The organism is Pseudaminobacter soli (ex Zhang et al. 2022), assembly GCF_014595955.1.
In the GTDB taxonomy this organism is placed as follows: Bacteria; Pseudomonadota; Alphaproteobacteria; order Rhizobiales; family Rhizobiaceae; genus Kumtagia; species Kumtagia pseudosoli.
This window is the reverse complement of the sequence record NZ_JABVCF010000003.1, coordinates 181,935-204,237: the sequence shown is the minus strand read 5'-3', so window position 1 is coordinate 204,237 and position 22,303 is coordinate 181,935. Positions and strand designations below refer to the sequence as shown.

Genomic DNA, 22,303 nt, shown 5'->3' with positions numbered 1-22,303 from the left:
CCTGAGTGTAGGAAATGACCTTGGTGATCACGCGGCGCAGAGCGCTCCACATGGCCGCGATCGGAGCAGCCGTTCTCGCGACACGTCCCGCACGGGCCGCCGCAAAGGTGCGCGTTGGGGTGCTGAAGTTCGGTACCGCCAGTTGGGAACTCGACACCGTTAAGCACCACGCTTTGGATTCAGCCAACGGCATCGAACTGGAGATCACCGATTTCGCAGGCGAGGACGCCACCAACGTCGCCCTGCTGGCTGGCGCCATCGACGTGATAGTGTCGGATTGGCTGTGGGTGTCGCGGCAACGCTCCGAGGGCGGCGACCTGACGCTTACGCCCTATTCCGCAGCGGTGGGGGGCATAATGGTCCGCCAGGACGCGCCCATCGCCACGCTGGCCGACATCAAGGGCAGACGCCTCGGCGTGGCCGGCGGACCGCTGGACAAGAGCTGGCTGCTCCTGCAGGCGCTGGCCAGGCGGGAGCATGATCTCGATCTGGCAGCGGAGAACGAGGTGGTTTACGGCGCGCCGCCGCTGCTCGCCGAAAAGGCCATGCAGGGCGAACTCGATGCGGTCCTGAACTTCTGGCACTACTGCGCGCGGCTCGAGGCGAACGGTTTTCGCCGCGTGATCGGCGCCAACGAAGCCGCTATGGCGCTGGGCGCATCAGGGCCGGTCAGCGCCCTCGGCTACGTCTTTCATGAGAAGTGGGCGAACGAGAACCGCGACGCGGCGACCGGGCTGGTGAAGGCCTCGGCAGAGGCCAAGGGCCTGCTGGCGAAATCCGACGAGGAATGGCTGCGGCTGGCGCCGCTGGTGCGGGCCGAAGGGCGGGAACTGGAGATCCTGCGCGACCGCTACCGCGAGGGCATCCCTCGCCGCCCCGTTGCCGAAGAAGAGGCCGATGCCGCCAAGCTTTACAGCGTGCTGGCTGACATCGGCGGCGAGAAACTGGTCGGCAGCGCGGCCGAGATGGCGCCCGGCACATACTGGTCGGGCCTCGAACGATGACGGCTCGCGACACCGGCCTGCTCGGATTGGACAGGTCTGCAAAGGTGAGGACCTTCCGCTGGCCAGGCGCAACCGCCAAGTCCGCTCCCTTCCTTGCGTCGGCCGGGTCGCTGCTTGTTCTTCTGGCTCTATGGGCTCTTGCGGCGACGCTCTGGCCGAGCAGGGCGCTGCCGCCGCCTGTCGAGGTATGGCACATGCTGGTCCGGGAGACCGCCAGCGGCGACCTTCCGTTCCATCTTGCGGCGACGCTCGGCCGGGTTGCCGCGGCCTTCGTGCTATCGATGGTCATCGGTTCCGTGATCGGCTTCCTGCTTGGGGTGAACCGCCGCGCCGACCAGTTCTTCAATCCCTGGGTGGTGCTCTTCCTGAACATCCCGGCGCTCGTCATCATCGTGCTGGCCTACATCTGGTTCGGCCTGAACGAGACCGCCGCGATCGGCGCTGTAGCCCTCAACAAGATCCCCAACGTAATCGTCACCATCCGGGAAGGGGCACGCGCGCTCGATCCGCGCTATGCCGAGATGGCCTTCGTCTATCGGCTGAGCCCGCTCGACCGACTGCGCCACATCATCCTGCCGCAACTGCAGCCCTATCTCGCGGCAGCCTCCCGCTCGGGCATAGCGCTCATCTGGAAGATCGTGCTGATCGTCGAGTTTCTCGGCCGCTCGAACGGCGTCGGGTTCCAGATCCACCTCTATTTCCAACTTTTCGACGTAGCCGCCATCCTCGCCTATGCGCTCTCCTTCGTGGCGCTGATGCTCCTCATCGAACTTTTCCTGGTGCAGCCCTTTGAACGACATGCGACCCGTTGGCGTCGGCGCGCCGCTTAGCGTCGACATCGAGGAAAAGACCTTCAACTCGGCCGAAGGCGTCACGATCGCCGCTTTAAGCAATCTCTCATTCGAGGTCCGGCCAGGCGAATTCGCCTGCCTGCTCGGCCCCTCCGGTTGCGGCAAGACGACGACGTTGCGCATCCTGCTCGGGCTCGACCGCGACTTCGCCGGCTCCTTCAGCCTGCCGGAGGGCGGCGCCGATCGCGTCGCCGCAGTGTTCCAGGAGCCGACTTTGCTGCCCTGGCGCACCGTCGAGCAGAACATCCGCCTTGCCCTTCCGAAGGAGCGCAGGAACGCCGACCTGGAATGGCTGTTCTCCAGCCTCGGCCTGGGATCGATGCGGACCCTGTTTCCTGGCGAACTGTCTGTCGGGCTTGCCCGTCGCGTCGCGATCGCCCGCGCCTTCGCCACCGAGCCGGCGATGTTGTTCCTCGACGAGCCGTTCGTCTCGCTCGACGAGGCCACGGCCGAGCGGCTGAGATACATGCTGCTTTCGGTCTGGTCATCCCGGCCGACGACCGTGCTGATGGTCACGCACAATCTGCGCGAGGCGATCATGCTCTCCGACCGGATCGTGGTGCTCTCGCCGAGGCCCGCGCATGTGCGCGGCATCTTCGACATCAAGCTGCCGCGCCAGTACCGCAATCCGCAGATCATGAGCGACTTGCTGCGCTCCTTCCATGTTCGCTTCCCCGACGTGAATTGACGGCCTCCCGTAAGGGCGACCGGAAACTGCCCCTTTTCTGGCTCTTTCCGCCCCAAAAAGGTCGCGAGCGCGTCCCGAAACCGTCCCCATGCGCCTGTTGAGTTCGGGCGCGGTCATCGACCCTCACAATAAGAACAATGCGGGGCGCGCGAGCGATTGCGCGATCTGGGACATGCGAACTCTCTTTGTTGTGCTGATCACCATTCTGACCGTGGGCATTGCCGTGGCCGCACCGGCCCAGCCCACCAAGGAAGGCGTGCTCAACTGGATCAACAATTATCAGCCCAAGCGCGATCTTCGCCACGTGCCGGTGGTTATGAAGGCCGCGAGCGATATCGGCCTGATGAGCGATCCGGATTCTGCGGGCATGTATGTCGGGTTCATGGCCGGGGTCATCGGCTCGAATCCGAAAAGCGCGGGCAGCATCGTGAAGAAGCTTACCGTCATGCGCGAGACCGATCATTGGGCGATCGTACGGGCCATCGCCTATTCCGGCCACCCGGACTGGCGCGGGTTGATGACGCGGTCCGCACCGAAAAGCCGCGCAGTCATGGCGCAGCGCTATCTCGAGGGCAAGCTGCCGACCCTCAACAGCCCGCCCCCACCTGAAAAGAGGAAGTCGTGGAAAGACCGCGCCAATCCGACCAAGTGGTTCGCCAAGAAGGACAAGGACGAGGAGGAGATACCGCTCGACGAGCGTCCGGAAATGCTGGACGTGTACTGGGGCTATTATTTCGCGTCGCGCAGCCCCAGGCCGGTCGCGCGCATGGTCACGATGCTGCCGTGGGCGGAGGAGCGCGACAGCGTCGAGAAGCTGACAATGGGCAGCATGGCGAAATTCACGATTGCGATGAAGGCGTCGCGCGATCCCAAGCTGCTCGCGCTCTTGAAGGATCTGCAGAAGCAGCAGACGGACAAGAAGACGTCGAAACAGCTTGCGGAGGCGATCGAAGCCGCCGAGACCGTCGAGATCTCGACCTTGCGGAAAACGGCGTATGACCGGCTAGAGGAACTCAAGCGCCTAGGCCCCGGCTCCAAGCGCGACATGAGCATGTGGGGCAAGATCGGGCAGGGCGTGATCTCGCTGGGATGTGTCACTGCCGCGGCGACCGGCCAGGTCTATCTGGGCGTGCCCTGCGTTGTGGGTGGCGCAGCGACGTCGGGGCTGCTGTACTACTTCACTGGCCCCTGAGGCTTTGGCGGGAGTCAGGGACTGAGGCGTGGAGCAATCCGCTCCCGCCATTCAGAAGCATCGGATGTCGGCCTCGGCCTGCGCTCTTCTCAGATCCGCGGCGGCGCTCTTGGCCGGCGCGCTCTCGCGGAAGAGCCCGCTTGCCTCGCCGGTCGTCAGCGACATCCGCCTGAACGTTTCTGCGGCCTCGTAGCGCTCGTAGGGGATGATCGAGGCGATCACGTCGATCGAGCACGAGCATCGCTGGAGCATGTCCTGCGTCTCGCCGTTCGCCTTCATGCAGCCGAACACGTAATCGGTTACAGCGACCGTGGGGTAATCGCCGGCGGCGCGCGCCGCGCCGGCCGCAGCGAGGGTGACGCCGAGCACAAGGAATAAGGTGGCGAATCGAAAGGAGGTCTTCATGCCGATGCTCCGGATGCCCGGGCTTCGCCCGCCGAGCGCCCAGGAATTTGGCAACCTGCAAATGTGATCGTCAAGCGGCATATAGACCAAAGGAGGAAGTATGCGAGCCTTGAGCGAGCGCCACCTGGATCAGGCTCGCTGCCCGTGTTTCGCGAGATACGGCGCATTTAGGCGGAGGAAAACCTATTTGCGAAAGAAAATACGATAAACATCTTCTGATACCTTAAGAGTTTATAAGTTAATATACGGATAGCCCAAATCATAATCGAAAGTCACACCGGAAATATACATACTAAATACACAATTATTGACAGGATATCGTCTAGGTGGAACAGGTGACATTATTGAATAATTGATATTTTGCGGTGCACAAGTAGAATATTGCGGCGCAATATGACTTGGGGCATTCGGCTTGCCTGCTTACTACAAATGACATAGCCTTTTTTAAGTTTCCGGCTTCAAGGACCCGCCGTCATCGGGAGCGGCGTCGTCTTCGTAGGCCAAGTGAGGTGGGCAGAATGGTGCCCCTGCTCACCTGGCTCAGGTCGTGACACGCTGCCGGAAATTTTTCCCACCGCTAATCGCTTGGGCAAGCCCTTGTCGGGGCCGAGCACCCAATTGATAGGATGTAAACGCGGGAGGATATTGATGAGTGTAGTTACCAAAACGATCTGCCTTTCATTCGCCGCGGCATTGATGACCAGCGCCTCGGCAGTGGGGGCGTTTGCGAATGACGAGCTCATTCAGCTCTCACAGAATCCGAAGAACTGGGCGATGCCGACGGGCGATTATGCCAACACCCGCTATTCGAAGCTCAACCAGATCAACAAGGACAATGTGAAGAACCTGCAGGTCAAGTGGACCTTCTCCACTGGCGTGCTGCGCGGCCATGAGGGCGGACCGCTGGTGATCGGCGATGTGATGTATATCACGACGCCGTTCCCAAACATCGTCTACGCGCTAGACCTCAATAACGAGGGCAAGATCATCTGGAAGTACGAGCCGAAGCAGGATCCGAACGTCATTCCGATCATGTGCTGCGACACCGTCAACCGCGGCGTTGCCTATGGCGATGGCAAGATCATCCTGAACCAGGCCGACACCACAGTGACGGCGCTCGACGCCAAGACCGGCAAGGTCGTCTGGTCGGTGAAGAACGGCGATGCGACCGACGGCAGCACGGGCCAGTCCGGCACGCATGCTCCGATCGTCGTCAAGGACAAGGTGCTCGTCGGCATCTCCGGCGGCGAGTTCGGCGTGCGCGGCTGGGTCGCGGCATACAACCTGAAGGACGGTTCGCTGGCCTGGAAGGGCTATTCGACCGGCCCAGATAACGAAATGCTGGTCGATCCGGAGAAGACGACCAACCTCGGCAAGCCGGTCGGCAAGGACTCCAGCCTGAAGAGCTGGGAAGGCGAACAATGGAAGGAGGGCGGCGGCTCCACCTGGGGCTGGTATGCCTATGATCCGACGCTGAACCTCGTCTACTACGGCACGGGCAATCCCTCGACCTGGAACCCGGTCCAGCGTCCCGGCGACAACAAGTACTCGATGACCATCTTCGCACGCGATGCCGATACCGGCATGGCGAAGTGGGTCTACCAGATGACCCCGCACGACGAATGGGACTTCGACGGCGTCAACGAAATGATCCTCGTCGACGGCATGGACGTGGGCGGCGCCAAGCATGACGTTCTCGTCCACTTCGACCGCAACGGCTTCGCCTACACGTTGGATCGAGGCACCGGCGAATTGCTGGTCGCCAAGAAGTTCGATCCGGCCGTGAACTGGGCGACCGAGGTCGTCATGGACAAGAGCAGCGACCAGTTTGGACGCCCACAGGTGGTGGCCAAGTACTCCACGCAGCACAACGGCGAGGACACCAACACCACCGGCGTTTGCCCTGCCGCTCTCGGCACCAAGGACCAGCAGCCGGCGACCTATTCGCCGAAGACTGGGCTGTTCTACGTGCCGACCAACCACGTCTGCATGGACTACGAGCCATACCGCGTGAGCTACACCGCCGGACAACCCTATGTGGGCGCGACGGTGTCGATGTATCCGGCTCCGAACAGCCATGGCGGCATGGGCAACTTCATTGCCTGGGACGCAGCGAAGGGTGAGATCGTCTGGTCGAAGCCCGAACTGTTCTCGGTCTGGTCCGGGGCGCTTGCGACCGACGGCGACGTGGTGTTCTACGGCACGCTCGAGGGTTACCTGAAGGCGATCGATAAGGACGGCAAGGAACTCTACAAGTTCAAGACGCCGTCCGGCATCATCGGCAACGTCAACACCTACGAGCACAACGGCAAGCAGTACATCGCCGTGCTCTCGGGCGTCGGCGGCTGGGCCGGCATCGGTCTCGCGGGCGGATTGCTTTCGCCCGAGAATGCGGCTGCCTGGCACGGCGCGGTCGATCAAGGGCGCGCGCAGGGTACCGCAGAGCAAGTGGTCGGCACTGCCGGACTGGGTGCTGTCGGCGGCTATGCCGGCTTGGCCCAGTACACCACGCTTGGCGGCCAACTCACCGTCTTCGGTCTTCCGGACTGATCCGGAACCGTGGCCGAGCAGCGTCCGCAACGGACGTTCGGCATGAACAGACGAGAGCCCGGGACCCGGGGCCAACCCGGCCGGGCTCTCACTTCGCGCCGCAAATCCCGAGCATTGCTACCGGCGCGTAGTGACGGCGCGGGTTTTTTCGGCAGCTCATTTTTCCCCGGCTACACCTGCAGAGAGATGGGAATGCAGTTCAGAAAATTAGGCTCGGTCGTTGTGCTTGTCTTGGCTTCCATGTCGGCCTCGGGGATTGCAATCGCCGAGGACACGGCGGAGAAGGCAAAGGCCGTCAAGGAAGAGGACGGCAAATGGTTCGACGCCGATGGCAACCCGACGTTCAACATCCAGCCTGACGGCACCGTCGACTGGTTCACCTTCAGCGGATACCGCCGCTACCATTCCGACTGCCACGTCTGCCATGGGCCGGACGGCGTCGGCTCCAGCTATGCGCCGGCTCTGGCTGAGTCCCTCAAGCACATCGATTACGGAACGTTCCTGTCGATCGTCGCGGAGGGTCGCAAGAACATCCAGGCCGGCAAGGAGAGCGTGATGCCGGCCTTCGGCGATAACAAGAACGTCTACTGCTACATGGACGATCTCTACATCTATCTTCGGGCCCGCGCCGTCGGCGCGGCGCCGCGGGGCCGACCTCCGAAGAAGGCCGAAAAGCCGCAGGCTGCTAAGGATCACGAGGCGTCCTGCATGGGAGGATGAGACATGGGCACGTTGAGCATGTCCCGCTCGGTCCGATCTCTGCTGATAGCCACGCTGGCGGCGTTCGGCGCCTCGGAAGCGTGGTCTCAGGGAGCCGGCCTGGGCGCAGCGGGCGAACTGGTCGACCGGGACGTCCTGCGGGTGTGCGCAGACCCATCCAACATGCCATTCAGCGACCAGAACGGACAAGGCTTCGAGAACAAGCTGGCAGATCTTGTCGCGGAAAAGACCGGACGCAAGTCGGTTGCCTATACGTGGTATCCCATGGTCGTCGGCTTTGTGCGTAGGACCATTCGGGAGAACCGCTGCGACATCATCATGGGCTTTGCCCAGGGCGATCCTCTGGTTCAGAATACCAATGCCTATTACCGCTCTGCTTATGTGCTGGTTTATAAGAAGGGCAGGGGACTGGACGGCGTCGAGACGCTTACCGATCCGAGGCTTGCGGGGAAGCGGCTTGGTGTCGTTCAGAACACGCCGCCCAGCACGCATTTGGTCAAGTCAGGCCTGATGAAGACAGCCAAGATCTACCCGCTGATGATCGACACGCGCATTACTCCCTCGGCGGCCGAGACAATGCTGAAGGACATGGATGCCGGCACGATCGACGCCGGTGTCCTGTGGGGACCGATGGCGGGCTACTACGTCAAGAAGGCAGGGGCCGACTTCGTCATGGTTCCGCTGATCCATGAGCAGAGCAGCCCCCGCCTGGCGTATCGCATCACCATGGGGGTGCGCCCTTCGGACCAGGAATGGAAGCGCGAGCTCAACCGGGTGATCAGGGAAAACCAAAATGAGATCAACAAGCTGCTGATCGACTACGGCGTCCCGCTGCTCGACGAGCAGGATCGTCCGATCACTCATTAGGGAGCGAACGCTAACTCACTTTTGAACAGCAGAGGGCCGCATGGCCCGGCCAGGGGTTGACCGGCGGCGATGAGGACCTAAATTATTAGATGAGTAGTTTTTTCAAGTTTTGATGAATTTGTTTGTCCATTTTTGAGTACTGATGGACCGGTCTCCGCGAATTAGGTGCCTTGCGGCGGCTGCTGATGAAGAACTGGTCAAAAGGCCAGTGCCAGGATGGAGGAATCTATGAAGAAGAGCTGGAAGAAGCCGAGTATGTGCCAGGTTGCGGCGGGTTTCGAGATTTCCCGCTATCTTCCTGCCGAAGTGAAGAAGTGAGACATGGAGGTGCGTGCCCTGAGGGGCGCGCACCGACCTCTTGGGGCAGCATGAGCCTCGATGCGCTCCTCGAAGAGTGGCGGGTGGAGTGCGGCCCTCGAGCGAAAGCCCGCTGAGTGCGGCCATGACGATGCGTCTGAAGATAATCGGCTCGGCCGCAGGTGGGGGGTTCCCGCAGTGGAATTGTAACTATCGGCTGAGCAGGGCAGCGCGCGCGGGATCCACAAGCGTCAGGCCAAGGCTGCAATCCAGTCTGGCCGCGTCGGCGGATGGTCGCGACTGGATCCTCTTCAACGCCTCCCCGGACATTCGCCAGCAGATCGCCCAAACGCCTGAACTGCAGCCGCGCGCTGAGGGGCCTCTGCGCTCGACGCCCATCAAGGCTGTCGTATTGACCAACGGCGACGTGGATCATGTCGCGGGACTGCTCAGCCTGCGTGAGCGTGAGCCGTTCGCGATCTATGCCGCACCGCAGATCCTGGCGATCCTTGCGGCGAACCCGATCTTCGATGTGCTGGACCCGACGATCGTGCCTCGCCGCGCCCTTCCGATCGAAGGCGAGCTTGAAATTCGTGACCCGACGGGCCGGCCGACCGGCTTGATGGTCGAGAGCTTCGCCGTCCCCGGCAAAGTGCCGCTCTACCTGGAGGACCGTAGCCGTCCTGACGCGGATTTCAGTTCCGACAGTGGCGATACCATGGGGGTGCGCATATGGTCTGGTGCGGACGAGGATCGCGCCGCGCTCTACATTCCCGGTTGTGCACGCGTGGACGACGTCTTGCGCCGACGACTGCTGGGTGCGGCCAGCGTGCTGTTCGACGGCACGCTCTACACGGACGACGAGATGATCGCGGCCGGCGTCGGACAGAAGACCGGTCAGCGGATGGGACACATCGCCATGTCGGGCGACGATGGCTCGATCGCGCGGCTCTCTGGCCTGGACATCGAGCGGGCGATCTTCGTTCACATCAACAACACCAATCCGGTCCTGGATGAGGAGTCTGCCGAGCACGCCGCGGTGAGAGCGGCCGGATGGGAGATTGCCCAGGACGGAATGGAGATCGAGCTGTGACCGAGTTTTCGGAAGCTGCCAAAATCGGCCTTTCGCCTTCCGGACTTGAGGTGGTGCTGCGCCAGGTCGGCGCCGAGCGCTACCACAACCGGCACCCCTATCACCAACGGATGGTCAATGGCGACCTGACGAGGGGCGAACTGCAGGCCTGGGCGCTCAACCGCTACTGCTACCAGGCCATGATTCCGCGCAAGGACGCCATAATCCTGGCGCGCTCGGAGGATCCTGCCTTACGCGCCGCCTGGCGACTGCGCATCGAAGACCATGACGGCGAGGACGGTTGGAGCGGCGGCATCGCCAAATGGCTCCATCTCGCCACCTCGCTCGGACTCGACGCCGATGCGGTAAAGAGCGAGCGCTGGGCGCTTCCGGCGACACGCTTCGCTGTCGGCGCCTATTATTCCTTCTGCGCGGAGCGCCCGCTGCTGCAGGCGGTCGCGTCCTCGCTGACGGAGCTCTTTTCGCCGGTCATCATCAGCGAGCGCGTGCCCGCTATGCTGGCCAGATACCCATACATCACGGAGGACACGCTCGCCTATTTCCGCAAGCGGCCGGAGCAGGCCTCGCGCGATTCCGATTTCGCGCTGGCCTATGCGAAGAAGCACGCGGTCACGCCCGAACTTCAGCAGTCGGTCATCGATGCGCTGGTGTTTAAGTGCGACCTGCTCTGGGCGATGCTCGACGCGCTGCAGCATGCCTATGGTGAGCCAGGCAATGTGCCTCCCGGAGCATTCTGTCCGGAGGAAGCCGGATGACCGCGCTATCACATCGAACGCTGGTGACGATGGCCTCCGTGCCGTCGCTGCCGACGCACGTGCGCATTCAGTACGACCCTTTGCGTCAGGCGCACGCGGTGCTTGCCCCCGAAAAGGTGTTTTGGCCGAACGAGATCAGCCTCGACATCCTGCGAAAATGCGACGGCGCCCGCCCGGTCAGCGCGATCGTCGCGGAACTCGCCGTTGAATACGATGCTGGTGAGGATGATGTCGCGGCCGACGTCATCGAGTTCCTGCAGGAATGGTCCGACAAGCTGCTGGTGAGGGCATGAGCGTTCAGCTTCTTCCTCCGATCGGGATGCTGGCGGAACTGACGCATCGCTGCCCGCTGCAGTGCCCCTATTGCTCCAACCCGCTCGAGCTCCTCAAGGCGAACCGCGAACTCGACACCTCGACGTGGATCGAACTGTTCAACGAGGCCGCTGACCTCGGTGTCCTTCAAGTTCACCTCTCCGGCGGCGAGCCGACGCTAAGGCGCGATCTCGAGCAGCTTATCGCGGCGCTCGCCGGGCGGGGCGTCTACACCAACCTGATCACGGCCGGCATCGGCATCGCCGAAGGCCGTATCGAGGCGCTGGCCGACGCGGGGCTCGATCATCTGCAACTGAGCTTCCAGGGGGCTCGGGCGGAGACAACCGACCTGATCGGCAACATGCGCGGCTCGCACGAGAAGAAGCTGGACACGGCGCGCCGGGCTCGCGCGGCCGGCCTGCCGCTGACCATCAACGCCCCGGTGCACCGGCTCAACATCGAGCAGGTTCCGGAGTTCATTGACATGGCTCTGGGGCTTGGTGCCGAGCGGCTGGAGATCGCCAATGTGCAGTATGCCGGCTGGGCGATTGCCAACCGCAACGCGCTGATGCCGGACCGCGACGCCGTCTTGCGGCAGATGGACATCGTCGAGGCCGCGCGCGAGCGCCTTGTCGGCATCATGAACATTGACTTCGTGCCGCCCGACTACTTCGCTACCTACCCGAAGCCCTGCATGGGCGGCTGGGCGCGTGACGCCTTCATGGTCACGCCGGACGGAACGGTGCTGCCGTGCCACGCCGCGCAGACGATCCCCTCGCTCACCTTCGAGCGCTTCCCCGAAAGGGGCCTCGCCGAGATCTGGGTGGACTCGCCGGCCTTCAACGCCTTCCGTGGCACCGACTGGATGCTGGAGCCCTGCCGGACGTGCGACCGACGTGAGATCGATTGGGGTGGCTGTCGCTGCCAGGCCATGGCGATCGCCGGAAACGCCTCCGCGACCGATCCCGCCTGCGTGCTATCCCCGCTGCACGGTCGCATGGCGGCGCTGGTCGAGGAGGCAATCGCGACCGCCGGGCCTTCCGACGCGCGCAGCCCCGAAGCATTGATCTGGCGCCGCATCGGCGGCGCGCCCACTGCGGAAGGGCATGAAACCAGGCAGGGTGCAGCCGTGCTGGCGGAGTGAGTCAGAGATCTATGATCCAGCTCGTTTGAAAGGGAGATTGCGGCCAGACAAGCAACTCCAGAACCACTTAACTGGTTGCTTCGGAAACTATCCCACGCCTGCAGAGAGGTACCCGACGAGGGTCGATTGCCGCCGATCCGCTTTGAAGCGGTTCCTCAAAAAGACAAGACGTTCCCAGCTGTCGGCACGACAGAGTATTGTGTCGAAGGATATCCGAACTTGTACGGACCCCGATGCAGAAGATTGAGTTGCGACTCGCAACTGCTGACGATGTGGACACGCTAACGGATGTCTTCCTGCGAGCGCGGCGAATGGCAATGCCTTACCTGCCGTCGCTCTATACCGCTGCGGAAGTAACCTACTGGCTAACGCACATCGTTCTTCCCGGCAGTCGGCTGATCGTCGCTCACATGGCGGACGCTGGCCCAATGGGGTTCTCCGCAGTCCGGTCTGGCCAATTAGACCATCTCTACGTCCAACCTTGTTCGCAAGGTTGTGGGGTAGGCACGTCGCTTCTTGCCGATGCCATGAAGAACAGTCCGGAGGGATTGCGACTGTATGTTTTCCAGCGAAATACCAGAGCGCGGGAATTCTACCAAAAGAACGGCTTTCGGCTGGTAGAGCTTCGCCAAGGTTCGGAGAATGAGGAGAACGAGCCCGACGCTGTCTACGAATGGCGTCCATAGTGCCACGTCGGATTCAGGCGACGACTGCTTTCCAGCGGTGGTTCCGATGACAAGCGTCGTAGAAGGATCGGAACCAGTCGTTCGCTACAAAACCGCAAAGGATAGGTTCGACGAAAGCCGCCGGTGAATATGTGAATATCCGGAATCACCAACGGAATGCTTTTCCGAATCTTGCCCCCCGGCCACCGCCGCAAGTCGAAGTGCACCTCCCACGTACTCAACCCCCCGCCGCTCCCGGCTCCCGCTCCACCATCGCATCGGCGAAGGCGAGCGAGGTGCGGTTCATCTCCACATTGTGCACCCGGAAGATCGCCGCGCCCTTCAGGCGCAGGATGACGCTGCTGGCGGCCGTCGCGACATCGGCCGCGTTGCGGTCGCCGCCCGCGAGATGGCGGATCATGCGTTTGCGCGAGGTCCCGACCAGCAGCGGGAAACCGAGCGGGCGCAGTTCCGAGAACCGCGCCATCAGTTGCAGGTTCTCCTCCCAGTCCTTGGCAAAGCCGAAGCCGGGATCGAGCACGATGCGCTCGTCGGGGATGCCGGCCTCGCGGGCGATCTCCAGCGATCGGTTGAGGAAGAGCAACTGGTCGGCGATCACGTCTGGCAGCTTTTCCCGGTCGCGGCCGGTATGCATGATGACCAGGCCCGCGCCGGTTTCGGCGGCCACCTGCGCTATGTCCGGCTCGCGCTGCAGCCCGTGCACGTCGTTGACGATGTGTGCGCCTGCAGCGACGGCCAGCCGCGCCGTCTCCGCGCGATAGGTATCGACCGAGATGACGAAGTCGCCCTCCTTCGCGAGCGCCTCGATCACCGGCAGGATCCGCCTCTGCTCCTCCTCCGGGGTAACTGGCTCGGCCCCGGGCCGCGTCGACTCCCCGCCGACGTCGATAATCGCCGCGCCCTCCTCGCGCATGCGTCGTGCCTGTGCGATGGCGGCGTCCAGCATGGCGAACTCACCGCCATCGGAGAAACTGTCCGGCGTGACGTTGAGGATGCCCATGAGCACGGCTTTGCCTCCCAGTTCGAGGTGACGGCCATGCGCGAGTTGCCAGCGTGTCATGTTGCTCCCGATCGACGGCTTCATGCTCCGGGCGTCTGCCCGTCGCCCTGCTATAACGCCAGTGGATGGCCGGCAAAATAGGTGCTTGGTCGCGGATCGCTTCGCTCGCGACCTGCTCCGATCATCGTCGCTTAGGAATCGCCGAGAGCATGTCAGCGCCGGCAGCGAAGCGGAATTCGCCTTTACATCAGAAGGGATTGCAGTTCCATTTCTTTAGGGAAGGTGGCGAAGGAGAAGGGGCTTCGGCGTGCTGTGGGCCGATCGCTGGCCAATCACCTGCCCGAGGGCGGCAAGATCCTCGATGCCGGTTCAGGAATCCCCATCCGGACCGTTTGCGCGGTGCCCGGCCCTTTTGAGCAAAGCACAACCCGAGCCTTTCCAGCGCCAGTGCGCACGTCGAACTGGCAACTGCTCCTAACCTCACTTTTGGTGATGCAGCGTCTTTGGCTGCTTGACACAGTCAAAAGCGAGTGTTTCTCTTTAGGTAACTAATCTGCCTGGCAGTATAATCATAACCGGGGGAATACGGCGTCCCGCCAGGCTTTAAGGGCGCTTCGAAAGGAGGAGAAATGCCGAACCTCAATCTACAGATTGGGGCCGCCTTGCTTGCTGTCGTGCATCAATCGCGGCCACTAATGGCGCATCCATTCGAATGGAGGAGATTCGATGGCTGAACGAACACACACTTCCGTGACCGAAGGAATAGACCGCTTCACCGGGATCATCTCGGGAAGCCAGGCGCTCATGACGGAGGCCATCGAATGAGCCAGACTGGATCAAAGCCATTAGACGTTCTTGACTATGAACACGGCAATCTTCAGACCGGAACCAATTGGTGGGGAGCCTTTGTAATCGGTCTTGCGGGCACCATTCTCGTTACCGGAGCCGCTCCCGCCTTCCTTACGGTTTTCGGCGCTTCCTACATTCCCTTTATAACCTTCTTCACGCTCACCGGCGTTGCTCTCTGCCTGCTTCTGGCAGAACTTTCGGCGATGATGCCGGGGCGCACGGGCGGTTCGCCCTCCTACGCCTATCCCGCCTACAAGGAGCGCTGGCCGCGCCTCGCGCCACATGTCAATGGCATCACCGCCTGGATGTACTGGGTGGGCTGGATGCCGGTGGCGCCGCTCAACATGATCCTGGCATCATTCTACATCACCCACCTGTTCGGTCTTGATGCCACGCACGGCATCACGCCGGTCAGCACCTTCATCCCGTACTGGACGCTTGCGATCACGGCGGTCGGCCTGATCGTTCTCTCCATTCCCGCCTATCTCGGCATCCGCTTCGGCACGTCCATGGCCACCGTGCTTGCCGTGCTGTCGATGATTCCGCTCACTTTCCTGTCGATCGGTTTCATCTTCAATCTCGACGCGGCGAACTGGAGCGAACTTGCCGGCTTCCGGCATCTCGACGGCTCGAGCTTCTTCGATCCGGTCGGCGGTTATCCCGCGTGGATGATGTATGTGGCTTATGCGTTCCCGCTGCTTTGGACGGTGATCGCCTACGAGGCGGCAGCCTGCTACATCGGCGAGTGCAAGCATCCCGGGCGCGACGCCAAGATCGCGATGACGCTCGAAGGCGGCTACGGCGTGTTCGTCTACACCATGCTGCCAATTTCGTTCGTCGTGGTGCTGGGCGCCAGTGCGATTTCGGATCCGGCGCTGGTCGATCCCAAGACCATGTTCGTCACCTTTGCCAGCAACATCTTCCCAGGTGTCGCGGGAACGGTGATGGAATGGCTGATGGCCATCATGCTCATCATCGCGCTGGTGCTTTCGGCGTTGAACTCGCTCATGGGCTGCTCGCGCTCGCTGTACCAGATGTCGCTCGACGGGCAGTTTCCGCGCTTCTACCAGCATCTCAACAAGCACCATGTGCCGGACCGCGCCATGATGACCAATGTGGGAGCGAGCCTGCTCATCGCATTCATGGGTGGTGCGATCGAGATCTATTCCTTCTCGAATGTCGGCTATCTCGGTTCGTTCGTGCCGGTGCTGATCGCCTATTATCTGTTGCGTAAGGATCGGCCGAACGTGCATCGTCCGTTCCGGCTGCCGGAATATTTCAAGTATGTCGCGCTTTTCCTGGCTGCACTGTATTTCTTCGTGTGGCTGGTCGGCGGATTGATCTACTCATATATCGGAGGTCAGGCGATATACTACTTCCTCGGCGTTGCGACAATCTTCATGTACCTGCCGCTTTACTGGTATCGCATGTGGGAAGACCGGCGTGCCGGTTTCGCACCGGCGATAGCGGCTCCGGGGACCTGAGGAGCCAGGCCGAAAATGATCTGGTCTTTGTTCGGGCGGTCGCGTCCGACCGACAATCCGCCCGAGGTCAGCAATGTTCTGGTCGCGTCCGAAGGGCGGCGGTTCAGCCAGGAGGTGATCGATCTGGCCGTGCGCCTTGTGCGCGGCCAGGGAGGTCGCGCCCAGGTCCTGACCGTGGCCCGGCTTTGGGGAACAAGCTTCGGCCTCCCCAATCCGGGCTTGCGCCCTAGTCGGCGTGAGATGGCCGAGCAGGAAGAAAACATCCTCTGGGCTATCACTCAGTTGGAAAACGCAGGGGTGCAGGCCGATGGCCACATCGTCACCACCCGCAATCCCTGCCGAAGCATATTGAACGAGGCGAAGCGCAAGAAGTGCGATGCCATCGTCATGGGTGCCGACCCGCGCCGCAACTGGCTCGTTCGCAGCATGATGTGGAGCCAGGAGCCTTACCGGGTAAGTGGCCGGACGTCGGTTCCGGTTCATCTCGTCTGCCCTGGCAGACCTCATTGAACACACCGGCTGCCGCCTACTGTTCGGGCGGCAGCCGACTGGCCGCGGCACTGGCCAGCAAAATCGAGTGACATGGACCAAAGTTTTCTCGTAGGAAAAAAACATTCATGTCAGTTGAATTCGATCATTGGACCTGCTAGCCTTCGAAGCAGGTAAGACAGAGCGAGGTGGTCCGCCATGTGTGGCATTGTGGGACTGTTTTTGAAGGACAAAGCGCTGGAGCCTCAGCTGGGGGCCCTGCTCTCCCAGATGTTGGTGAAACTGACTGAGCGTGGGCCCGACAGCGCGGGCATAGCGATCTATGGCTCTGCCGAACCGGGCCGTGCGAAGATCACCGTCCAGTCGCCATCGCCGTCGCGTGATTTCCCGAAGCTCGGGTCCGAACTGGGTGAGAAGATCGGCGCGCTGGTAACTGTCACGGTGAAGTCGACGCACGCTGTCATCGACGTTCCGGAAGCAAAGGCTCAGGAGGCGCGCGAGGCCATCCCTGAACTGCGTCCCGACGCTCGCGTCATGGGGGCGGGCGAGTCGGTCGAGATCTACAAGGAAGTCGGACTGCCGAAGGATGTCGTGCAGCGCTTCGGCATCGAAAAGATGTCCGGCAGGCATGGCATCGGCCATACGCGCATGGCGACCGAATCCGCCGTCACCACGCTGGGGGCGCACCCGTTCTCGACGGGTCCGGATCAGTGCCTCGTCCACAACGGCTCTTTGTCGAACCACAACAATCTGCGCCGCGAACTGAAGCGCGAGGGCATGAAGTTCGAGACAGAGAACGACACCGAGGTGGCGGCTGCCTATCTCTCCTCCAAGATCGCGCAGGGCCAGGGCCTGGGCGAGGCGCTGGAGAGTGGGCTACGGGATCTCGACGGCTTCTACACCTTCGTCGTCGGTACCAAGGATGGTTTTGCCGTCGTCCGCGATCCGATCGCCTGCAAGCCGGCGGTGATGGCCGAGACCGATCAGTACGTGGCCTTCGGTTCGGAATACAGCGCGCTCGCCAATCTCCCTGGCATCGAGAACGCGAAGGTCTGGGAGCCGGAGCCCTCCACCGTTTACGTCTGGGAGCATTGAAATCATGAACTTATCCACGCCTGTCGCTGTACAGTCGCGCGAAGTGAACTATGCACCGCGCGTGTTCGACCTTTCCGAGACACCGCTGCGCGAACTCAACCAGGCGCTCCATAATGTCGGCGAGGCCGGCGACGAGCCGGCCTGGGAAGTCCTCAATCCAAAAGGCAGCCACGCGGTTGCCGTGGGCGTGGACAAGGCGGTCGCCGTCAATGTGCGCGGCAGCGTCGGCTATTACTGCGCCGGCATGAACGATGGCGCGACGATCACGGTGCATGGCTCAGCCGGACCGGGTGTGGCCGAGAACATGATGTCCGGCACGGTCGTGGTGAAGGGCAATGCCAGCCAGTATGCCGGCGCGACCGGCCGCGGCGGCCTGCTGGTGATCGAGGGCGACGCCTCCTCGCGTTGCGGCATCTCGATGAAGGGCATCGACATCGTGGTGCGCGGCAATGTCGGACACATGTCTGCCTTCATGGGCCAGTCTGGTTCGCTGGTAGTGCTTGGTGACGCTGGCGACGCGCTCGGCGACTCGCTCTACGAAGCGAAGCTCTACGTGCGCGGCTCAGTGAAAAGTCTTGGTGCAGACTGCATCAAGAAGAAGATGCATCCCAAGCACATCGAGCGGCTGCGCAGGCTTCTCGAGCGGGCCGGCATCACCGACGTGAAGCCGGAGGAGTTTACCCGCTACGGCTCCGCCCGCACGCTCTACAACTTCAATATCGACAACGCCGACGCATACTGAGGGGAAGGCCCGGCATGACCTACCACAATCCTCCGACGACGCCGCGCCGCTCGGCTACTTTCGACGAGTACACGCTGTCGGAAATCCGCCGCGCCGCCGCTACTGGCATCTATGACATCCGCGGCGCAGGCGCCAAGCGCAAGGTCCCGCACTTTGATGACCTTCTGTTCCTCGGCGCCTCGATCTCGCGCTATGCGCTCGAAGGTTACCGCGAGCGTTGCGACACCAACGTCGTCCTCGGATCGCGCTTCGCCAAGAAGCCGATCGAGCTGAAGATCCCGATCACCGTCGCCGGCATGAGCTTTGGCTCGCTGTCAGGTCCGGCGAAGGAATCGCTCGGCCGCGGCGCCACGATCGCCGGCACCTCGACGACGACCGGCGACGGCGGCATGACCGAAGAGGAGCGCGGCCACTCCCAGACGCTGGTCTACCAGGTTCTGCCCTCCCGCTACGGCATGAACCCGCGCGACCTGCGCCGCGCCGACGCGATCGAGATGGTCGTCGGCCAGGGCGCCAAGCCAGGCGGCGGCGGTATGCTGCTCGGTCAGAAGATTTCCGACCGCGTCGCCCAGATGCGGACGCTGCCAAAGGGCATCGATCAGCGCTCGGCCTGCCGTCATCCCGACTGGACCGGTCCGGACGATCTCGAGGTCAAGATCCTCGAGATCCGCGAGATCACCGACTGGGAAAAGCCGATCTATGTGAAGATCGGCGGGGCGCGCCCTTACTACGACACCGCGCTTGCGGTGAAGGCCGGCGCAGACGTGGTCGTGCTCGACGGCATGCAGGGCGGCACCGCCGCGACGCAGGAGGTCTTCATCGAGAACGTCGGCCAGCCGACGCTCGCCTGCATCCGTCCTGCCGTCAGGGCGCTGCAGGACCTCGGCATGCACCGCAAGGTCCAGCTCATCGTATCGGGCGGCATCCGCAATGGCGCCGACGTCGCCAAGGCTCTGGCGCTCGGAGCCGACGCCGTGGCGATTGGAACCGCTGCGCTGGTGGCCATCGGCGACAACGATCCGCGCTGGGAAGCCGAGTATCAGAAGCTCGGCACCATCGCCGGCGCGTACGACGATTGGCACGAGGGCAAGGACCCGGCGGGCATCACCACGCAAGACCCCGAACTGATGAAGCGCGTGGATCCCATCGCGGCCGGCCGTCGCCTGGCCAATTATCTAAAAGTCATGACGCTGGAGGCGCAGACCATCGCGCGGGCCTGCGGGAAGAATCACGTTCACAATCTCGAGCCGGAGGATCTCTGCGCGCTGACGATCGAGGCCGCTGCCATGGCAGGGGTACCGCTTGCGGGAACCGATTGGGTGCCAGGGAAGAAAACTTTCTGAACGAGAATTGCCGGGAGGAGAATTAAATGGGAACGGCTTTCGATACAAAACTCGATCATTCAAAACCGACTGACCTCGCCGAATTCGCCAGGGAGAGGAACGTCAAGTACTTCATGATCTCCTACACCGACCTGCTCGGAAGCCAGCGCGCGAAGCTGGTTCCCGCCCAGGCGATAGCGGACATGCAAAAGGACGGCGCTGGTTTTGCCGGATTTGCCGGGGGCATGGACATGACCCCGGCGCATTCCGACATGCTGGCCGTGCCGGATCCGTCTTCGGCCATCCAGTTGCCGTGGAAACCGGAGGTCGCGTGGGTAGCGTCCTACTGCGTGATGGACGGCAAGAGCGTCGACCAGGCACCGCGCAATACCCTCAAGCGGCTGGTGGACGAAGCCGCCGCCTTGGGCATCCGGGTGAAGACCGGTGTGGAGCCGGAGTTCTCCTTCGTCTCCTTCGACGGCAAGTCGCTGTCGGACGAGCACGATAACTCCAAGAAGCCCTGCTACGACCAGCAGGCGCTGATGCGCCGCTTCGACCTCATTCGCGAGGCCAGCGACGCCATGCTCAATCTCGGCTGGGAGCCGTATCAAAACGATCACGAGGACGCCAATGGCCAGTTCGAGATGAACTGGAAATATGACGACGTGCTCGTGTCCGCGGACAAGTACTCGTTCTTCAAGTTCATGATCAAGTCGCTGGCCGAGAAGTACGGCTTCCGCGCGACGTTCATGCCCAAGCCGTTCCCCAACCTGACCGGCAACGGCTGCCATGCGCATATCTCCGCATGGGATCTTGCGGGCAAGACGAACGTCTTCGCCGATGACAACTCGCCGGATGGCCTGTCGCAGAAGGGCATGCACTTCCTTGGCGGCATCATGAAGTACGCGGCCACGATGACGGCGATCATCTGCCCCACGGTCAATTCCTACAAGCGCATCAATGCGCCGCGCACGCTGTCGGGTGCCACCTGGGCGCCGAATGCGGTGACCTGGACCGGCAACAACCGCACGCACATGGTGCGGGTGCCCGGTCCCGGCCGGTTCGAGTTGCGGCTGCCCGATGGCGCGGCCAATCCCTACCTGATGCAGGCGGTCATCCTGGCAGCGGGGTTGAAAGGTCTGAAGGAGAAGCTCGATCCCGGTCCGCGCAGCGACATCAACATGTATACCGAAGGACATACCATCAAGGATGCCCCGCGGCTGCCGTTGAACCTGCTCGATGCCTTGCGGCTTCTCGACGAGGACAAGGAGTTCAAGGCTGCCCTGGGTGAGGAGTTGGTCAACGGCTTCGTCAAGATGAAGACGGCGGAATGGAATTCCTATGTCTCGCATCTGACGCAGTGGGAACTGGACCACACCCTGGATTGCTGACAGCGGGCAGAAAGGCGCGGCAGGGCGAATGAAATAACCCGCCGCGTTTGGTTTGCGCTCGCTTTGAAAATCGGTATAGCGAGCCGCGCAGCGGAACATAAATGTGATGCACTACTCGATTTTCTCGCTCGCCAGAGAAGCACTCTCTGGCCACAGGGGCTGGACCCGCGCCTGGCGGGACCCGGCTCCCAAGAAGCACTACGACGTGGTGGTGATCGGCGGCGGCGGCCACGGGCTCGCCACTGCCTACTTCCTCGCCAAGGAGTACCGCGTCCGCAACGTCGCGGTGCTCGAGAAGGGGTGGATCGGCTCCGGCAATGCCGGCCGCAACACCACCATCATCCGCTCCAATTACGGCCTACCCGGCAATACCGGCTTCTACGAGCTCTCCATGAAGCTGTGGGAGCGCATGGAGCAGGATCTCAACTACAACGCGATGGTGAGCCAGCGCGGCATCATCAACCTCTACCACTCCGACGCGCAGCGCGACGCCTTTGCCCGCCGCGGCAATACGATGCGCATCAACGGCATCGACGCGGAGCTTCTGGACAGCGTGCAGATCCGCAAGGTGCTGCCGTTCCTCAACTATGACAACGCACGCTTCCCGATCCAGGGAGGGCTGCTGCAGCGGCGGGCCGGCACGGCGCGCCACGACGCGGTGGTCTGGGGCTACGCCCGCGCCGCCGATTCGATGGGCGTCGACATCATCCAGAACTGCGAAGTGACCGGCTTCACGCGCGACGAGAACGGCCGGGTTACTGGCGTCGAGACTTCGCGCGGCACCATCGGCGCCGGCAAGGTCGGCATGGCGGTCGCCGGCAACAGCTCCCGGGTCGCCGCGATGGCCGGCTTGCGGCTACCGCTCGAGAGCCATGTGCTGCAGGCCTTCGTCTCCGAGGCGATCAAGCCGCTTATCCCTGGCGTGATCACCTTCGGCGCCGGCCACTTCTACGTCAGCCAGTCCGACAAGGGCGGCTTGGTCTTCGGCGGCGACCTTGACGGCTACAATTCCTATGCCCAGCGCGGCAACATGCCGGTCATGGAGGATGTCTGCGAGGGCGGCATGGCGATCATGCCGATGATCGGCCGCGTCCGCCTGCTGCGCCAGTGGGGCGGCATCATGGACATGTCGATGGACGGCACGCCGATCATCGACCGCACGCCCGTGGATGGCCTCTACATCAATGCCGGCTGGTGCTACGGCGGCTTCAAGGCGACCCCGGGATCCGGCCTCGTCTTCGCCCACCTACTGGCCCGCGACGAACCGCACGAGGAAGCAAAACTGTTCCGCCTCGACCGGTTCCGCCGCGGCTACATGATCGACGAAAAGGGCCAGGGCGCCCAACCGAACCTGCACTGAGAGTACG

The 22,303-nt window shown here is 62.6% G+C and carries 21 protein-coding genes; 19 read left to right on the top strand and 2 right to left on the bottom strand.

What is annotated here, in order from left to right:
- The first annotated feature begins 14 nt into the window (after positions 1 to 14).
- The 4 genes from HUI96_RS06880 (at position 15) to HUI96_RS06865 (ending at position 3,735) form a co-directional block, all read left to right on the top strand.
- Positions 15 to 1,004, top strand: a complete 990-nt coding sequence (locus HUI96_RS06880) for an ABC transporter substrate-binding protein (protein ID WP_188253908.1) — start codon at positions 15 to 17, stop codon at positions 1,002 to 1,004.
- On the top strand, positions 1,001 to 1,834 hold the full coding sequence (locus HUI96_RS06875) for an ABC transporter permease (protein ID WP_188253907.1): 834 nt from the start codon (positions 1,001 to 1,003) through the stop codon (positions 1,832 to 1,834). Before HUI96_RS06880 ends, HUI96_RS06875 begins: the two co-directional genes overlap by 4 nt.
- Entirely contained in the window at positions 1,803 to 2,543 is a 741-nt protein-coding gene (locus tag HUI96_RS06870; protein ID WP_188253906.1) for an ABC transporter ATP-binding protein, read from the top strand. Before HUI96_RS06875 ends, HUI96_RS06870 begins: the two co-directional genes overlap by 32 nt.
- Before the next feature lie 88 nt (positions 2,544 to 2,631).
- The gene (locus HUI96_RS06865) at positions 2,632 to 3,735 is read left to right on the top strand and encodes a hypothetical protein (RefSeq protein WP_188253905.1); all 1,104 of its coding nucleotides are present in this window, start codon (positions 2,632 to 2,634) and stop codon (positions 3,733 to 3,735) included.
- Between the two features lie 51 nt (positions 3,736 to 3,786).
- On the opposite strand, the gene HUI96_RS06860 is transcribed toward HUI96_RS06865, so the two are convergent.
- Positions 3,787 to 4,140: a hypothetical protein gene (locus tag HUI96_RS06860; RefSeq protein WP_188253904.1), complete on the bottom strand. Its 354-nt coding sequence runs from the start codon at positions 4,138 to 4,140 to the stop codon at positions 3,787 to 3,789.
- Between the two features lie 696 nt (positions 4,141 to 4,836).
- Here HUI96_RS06860 and HUI96_RS06855 point away from each other — a divergent pair.
- From HUI96_RS06855 to HUI96_RS06820, 8 genes are all read left to right on the top strand, one after another.
- On the top strand, positions 4,837 to 6,690 hold the full coding sequence (locus HUI96_RS06855) for a methanol/ethanol family PQQ-dependent dehydrogenase (RefSeq protein ID WP_210320084.1): 1,854 nt from the start codon (positions 4,837 to 4,839) through the stop codon (positions 6,688 to 6,690).
- 192 nt (positions 6,691 to 6,882) lie between these two features.
- Positions 6,883 to 7,410: a c-type cytochrome, methanol metabolism-related gene (locus HUI96_RS06850; protein WP_188253902.1), complete on the top strand. Its 528-nt coding sequence runs from the start codon at positions 6,883 to 6,885 to the stop codon at positions 7,408 to 7,410.
- A gap of 3 nt (positions 7,411 to 7,413) precedes the next feature.
- Positions 7,414 to 8,277, top strand: coding sequence for a substrate-binding domain-containing protein (locus tag HUI96_RS06845; protein ID WP_237683998.1), 864 nt, complete (start codon positions 7,414 to 7,416; stop codon positions 8,275 to 8,277).
- Positions 8,278 to 8,725: 448 nt separating this feature from the next.
- Complete coding sequence (pqqB, locus tag HUI96_RS06840) at positions 8,726 to 9,667, top strand: pyrroloquinoline quinone biosynthesis protein PqqB (protein ID WP_188254166.1); 942 nt, start codon at positions 8,726 to 8,728, stop codon at positions 9,665 to 9,667.
- Positions 9,664 to 10,422, top strand: a complete 759-nt coding sequence (gene pqqC, locus HUI96_RS06835) for a pyrroloquinoline-quinone synthase PqqC (protein ID WP_211892343.1) — start codon at positions 9,664 to 9,666, stop codon at positions 10,420 to 10,422. The genes pqqB and pqqC overlap by 4 nt, the downstream gene beginning before the upstream one ends.
- Entirely contained in the window at positions 10,419 to 10,715 is a 297-nt protein-coding gene (gene pqqD, locus HUI96_RS06830) for a pyrroloquinoline quinone biosynthesis peptide chaperone PqqD (RefSeq protein ID WP_188253900.1), read from the top strand. Before pqqC ends, pqqD begins: the two co-directional genes overlap by 4 nt.
- Positions 10,712 to 11,878 carry a pyrroloquinoline quinone biosynthesis protein PqqE gene (gene pqqE / locus HUI96_RS06825; RefSeq protein ID WP_188253899.1) on the top strand — a complete coding sequence of 389 codons (1,167 nt, stop codon included), beginning with the start codon at positions 10,712 to 10,714 and terminating at the stop codon, positions 11,876 to 11,878. The genes pqqD and pqqE overlap by 4 nt, the downstream gene beginning before the upstream one ends.
- Positions 11,879 to 12,111: 233 nt before the next feature.
- Positions 12,112 to 12,564, top strand: coding sequence for a GNAT family N-acetyltransferase (locus tag HUI96_RS06820; RefSeq protein ID WP_188253898.1), 453 nt, complete (start codon positions 12,112 to 12,114; stop codon positions 12,562 to 12,564).
- A 217-nt stretch (positions 12,565 to 12,781) separates the two neighbouring features.
- Here HUI96_RS06820 and folP read toward each other — a convergent pair whose 3' ends face one another.
- Positions 12,782 to 13,624 carry a dihydropteroate synthase gene (gene folP / locus HUI96_RS06815; protein WP_188253897.1) on the bottom strand — a complete coding sequence of 281 codons (843 nt, stop codon included), beginning with the start codon at positions 13,622 to 13,624 and terminating at the stop codon, positions 12,782 to 12,784.
- A gap of 761 nt (positions 13,625 to 14,385) precedes the next feature.
- Here folP and HUI96_RS06810 point away from each other — a divergent pair.
- The 7 genes from HUI96_RS06810 (at position 14,386) to HUI96_RS06780 (ending at position 22,296) form a co-directional block, all read left to right on the top strand.
- On the top strand, positions 14,386 to 15,897 hold the full coding sequence (locus HUI96_RS06810) for an APC family permease (protein WP_188253896.1): 1,512 nt from the start codon (positions 14,386 to 14,388) through the stop codon (positions 15,895 to 15,897).
- Between the two features lie 15 nt (positions 15,898 to 15,912).
- A complete protein-coding gene (locus HUI96_RS06805; protein WP_188253895.1) occupies positions 15,913 to 16,407 on the top strand; it encodes a universal stress protein in 495 nt (164 codons plus the stop codon).
- A 177-nt stretch (positions 16,408 to 16,584) separates the two neighbouring features.
- The gene (locus HUI96_RS06800) at positions 16,585 to 17,481 is read left to right on the top strand and encodes a class II glutamine amidotransferase (RefSeq protein ID WP_188253894.1); all 897 of its coding nucleotides are present in this window, start codon (positions 16,585 to 16,587) and stop codon (positions 17,479 to 17,481) included.
- A 4-nt stretch (positions 17,482 to 17,485) separates the two neighbouring features.
- Positions 17,486 to 18,223, top strand: a complete 738-nt coding sequence (locus HUI96_RS06795) for a GXGXG domain-containing protein (RefSeq protein WP_188253893.1) — start codon at positions 17,486 to 17,488, stop codon at positions 18,221 to 18,223.
- A 14-nt stretch (positions 18,224 to 18,237) separates the two neighbouring features.
- Positions 18,238 to 19,566: an FMN-binding glutamate synthase family protein gene (locus HUI96_RS06790; protein WP_188253892.1), complete on the top strand. Its 1,329-nt coding sequence runs from the start codon at positions 18,238 to 18,240 to the stop codon at positions 19,564 to 19,566.
- 26 nt (positions 19,567 to 19,592) lie between these two features.
- Entirely contained in the window at positions 19,593 to 20,936 is a 1,344-nt protein-coding gene (gene glnT, locus HUI96_RS06785; RefSeq protein WP_188253891.1) for a type III glutamate--ammonia ligase, read from the top strand.
- A 106-nt stretch (positions 20,937 to 21,042) separates the two neighbouring features.
- Positions 21,043 to 22,296: a sarcosine oxidase subunit beta family protein gene (locus tag HUI96_RS06780; RefSeq protein WP_188253890.1), complete on the top strand. Its 1,254-nt coding sequence runs from the start codon at positions 21,043 to 21,045 to the stop codon at positions 22,294 to 22,296.
- The last annotated feature ends 7 nt before the right edge of the window (positions 22,297 to 22,303 follow it).

Coding starts and splice junctions, on each gene's coding strand:
- HUI96_RS06875 (WP_188253907.1), top strand. CDS start 1,001: ATGACGGCTCGCGACACCGGCCTGCTCGGATTGGACAGGTCTGCAAAG.
- HUI96_RS06810 (WP_188253896.1), top strand. CDS start 14,386: ATGAGCCAGACTGGATCAAAGCCATTAGACGTTCTTGACTATGAACAC.
- HUI96_RS06850 (WP_188253902.1), top strand. CDS start 6,883: ATGCAGTTCAGAAAATTAGGCTCGGTCGTTGTGCTTGTCTTGGCTTCC.
- HUI96_RS06790 (WP_188253892.1), top strand. CDS start 18,238: ATGACCTACCACAATCCTCCGACGACGCCGCGCCGCTCGGCTACTTTC.
- HUI96_RS06860 (WP_188253904.1), bottom strand. CDS start 4,140: ATGAAGACCTCCTTTCGATTCGCCACCTTATTCCTTGTGCTCGGCGTC.
- HUI96_RS06855 (WP_210320084.1), top strand. CDS start 4,837: ATGACCAGCGCCTCGGCAGTGGGGGCGTTTGCGAATGACGAGCTCATT.
- HUI96_RS06870 (WP_188253906.1), top strand. CDS start 1,803: ATGCGACCCGTTGGCGTCGGCGCGCCGCTTAGCGTCGACATCGAGGAA.
- HUI96_RS06880 (WP_188253908.1), top strand. CDS start 15: ATGACCTTGGTGATCACGCGGCGCAGAGCGCTCCACATGGCCGCGATC.
- HUI96_RS06780 (WP_188253890.1), top strand. CDS start 21,043: ATGCACTACTCGATTTTCTCGCTCGCCAGAGAAGCACTCTCTGGCCAC.
- HUI96_RS06865 (WP_188253905.1), top strand. CDS start 2,632: ATGCGCCTGTTGAGTTCGGGCGCGGTCATCGACCCTCACAATAAGAAC.
- glnT (WP_188253891.1), top strand. CDS start 19,593: ATGGGAACGGCTTTCGATACAAAACTCGATCATTCAAAACCGACTGAC.
- HUI96_RS06800 (WP_188253894.1), top strand. CDS start 16,585: ATGTGTGGCATTGTGGGACTGTTTTTGAAGGACAAAGCGCTGGAGCCT.
- HUI96_RS06845 (WP_237683998.1), top strand. CDS start 7,414: ATGGGCACGTTGAGCATGTCCCGCTCGGTCCGATCTCTGCTGATAGCC.
- HUI96_RS06795 (WP_188253893.1), top strand. CDS start 17,486: ATGAACTTATCCACGCCTGTCGCTGTACAGTCGCGCGAAGTGAACTAT.
- pqqB (WP_188254166.1), top strand. CDS start 8,726: ATGCGTCTGAAGATAATCGGCTCGGCCGCAGGTGGGGGGTTCCCGCAG.
- HUI96_RS06805 (WP_188253895.1), top strand. CDS start 15,913: ATGATCTGGTCTTTGTTCGGGCGGTCGCGTCCGACCGACAATCCGCCC.
- folP (WP_188253897.1), bottom strand. CDS start 13,624: ATGACACGCTGGCAACTCGCGCATGGCCGTCACCTCGAACTGGGAGGC.
- pqqE (WP_188253899.1), top strand. CDS start 10,712: ATGAGCGTTCAGCTTCTTCCTCCGATCGGGATGCTGGCGGAACTGACG.
- pqqD (WP_188253900.1), top strand. CDS start 10,419: ATGACCGCGCTATCACATCGAACGCTGGTGACGATGGCCTCCGTGCCG.
- HUI96_RS06820 (WP_188253898.1), top strand. CDS start 12,112: ATGCAGAAGATTGAGTTGCGACTCGCAACTGCTGACGATGTGGACACG.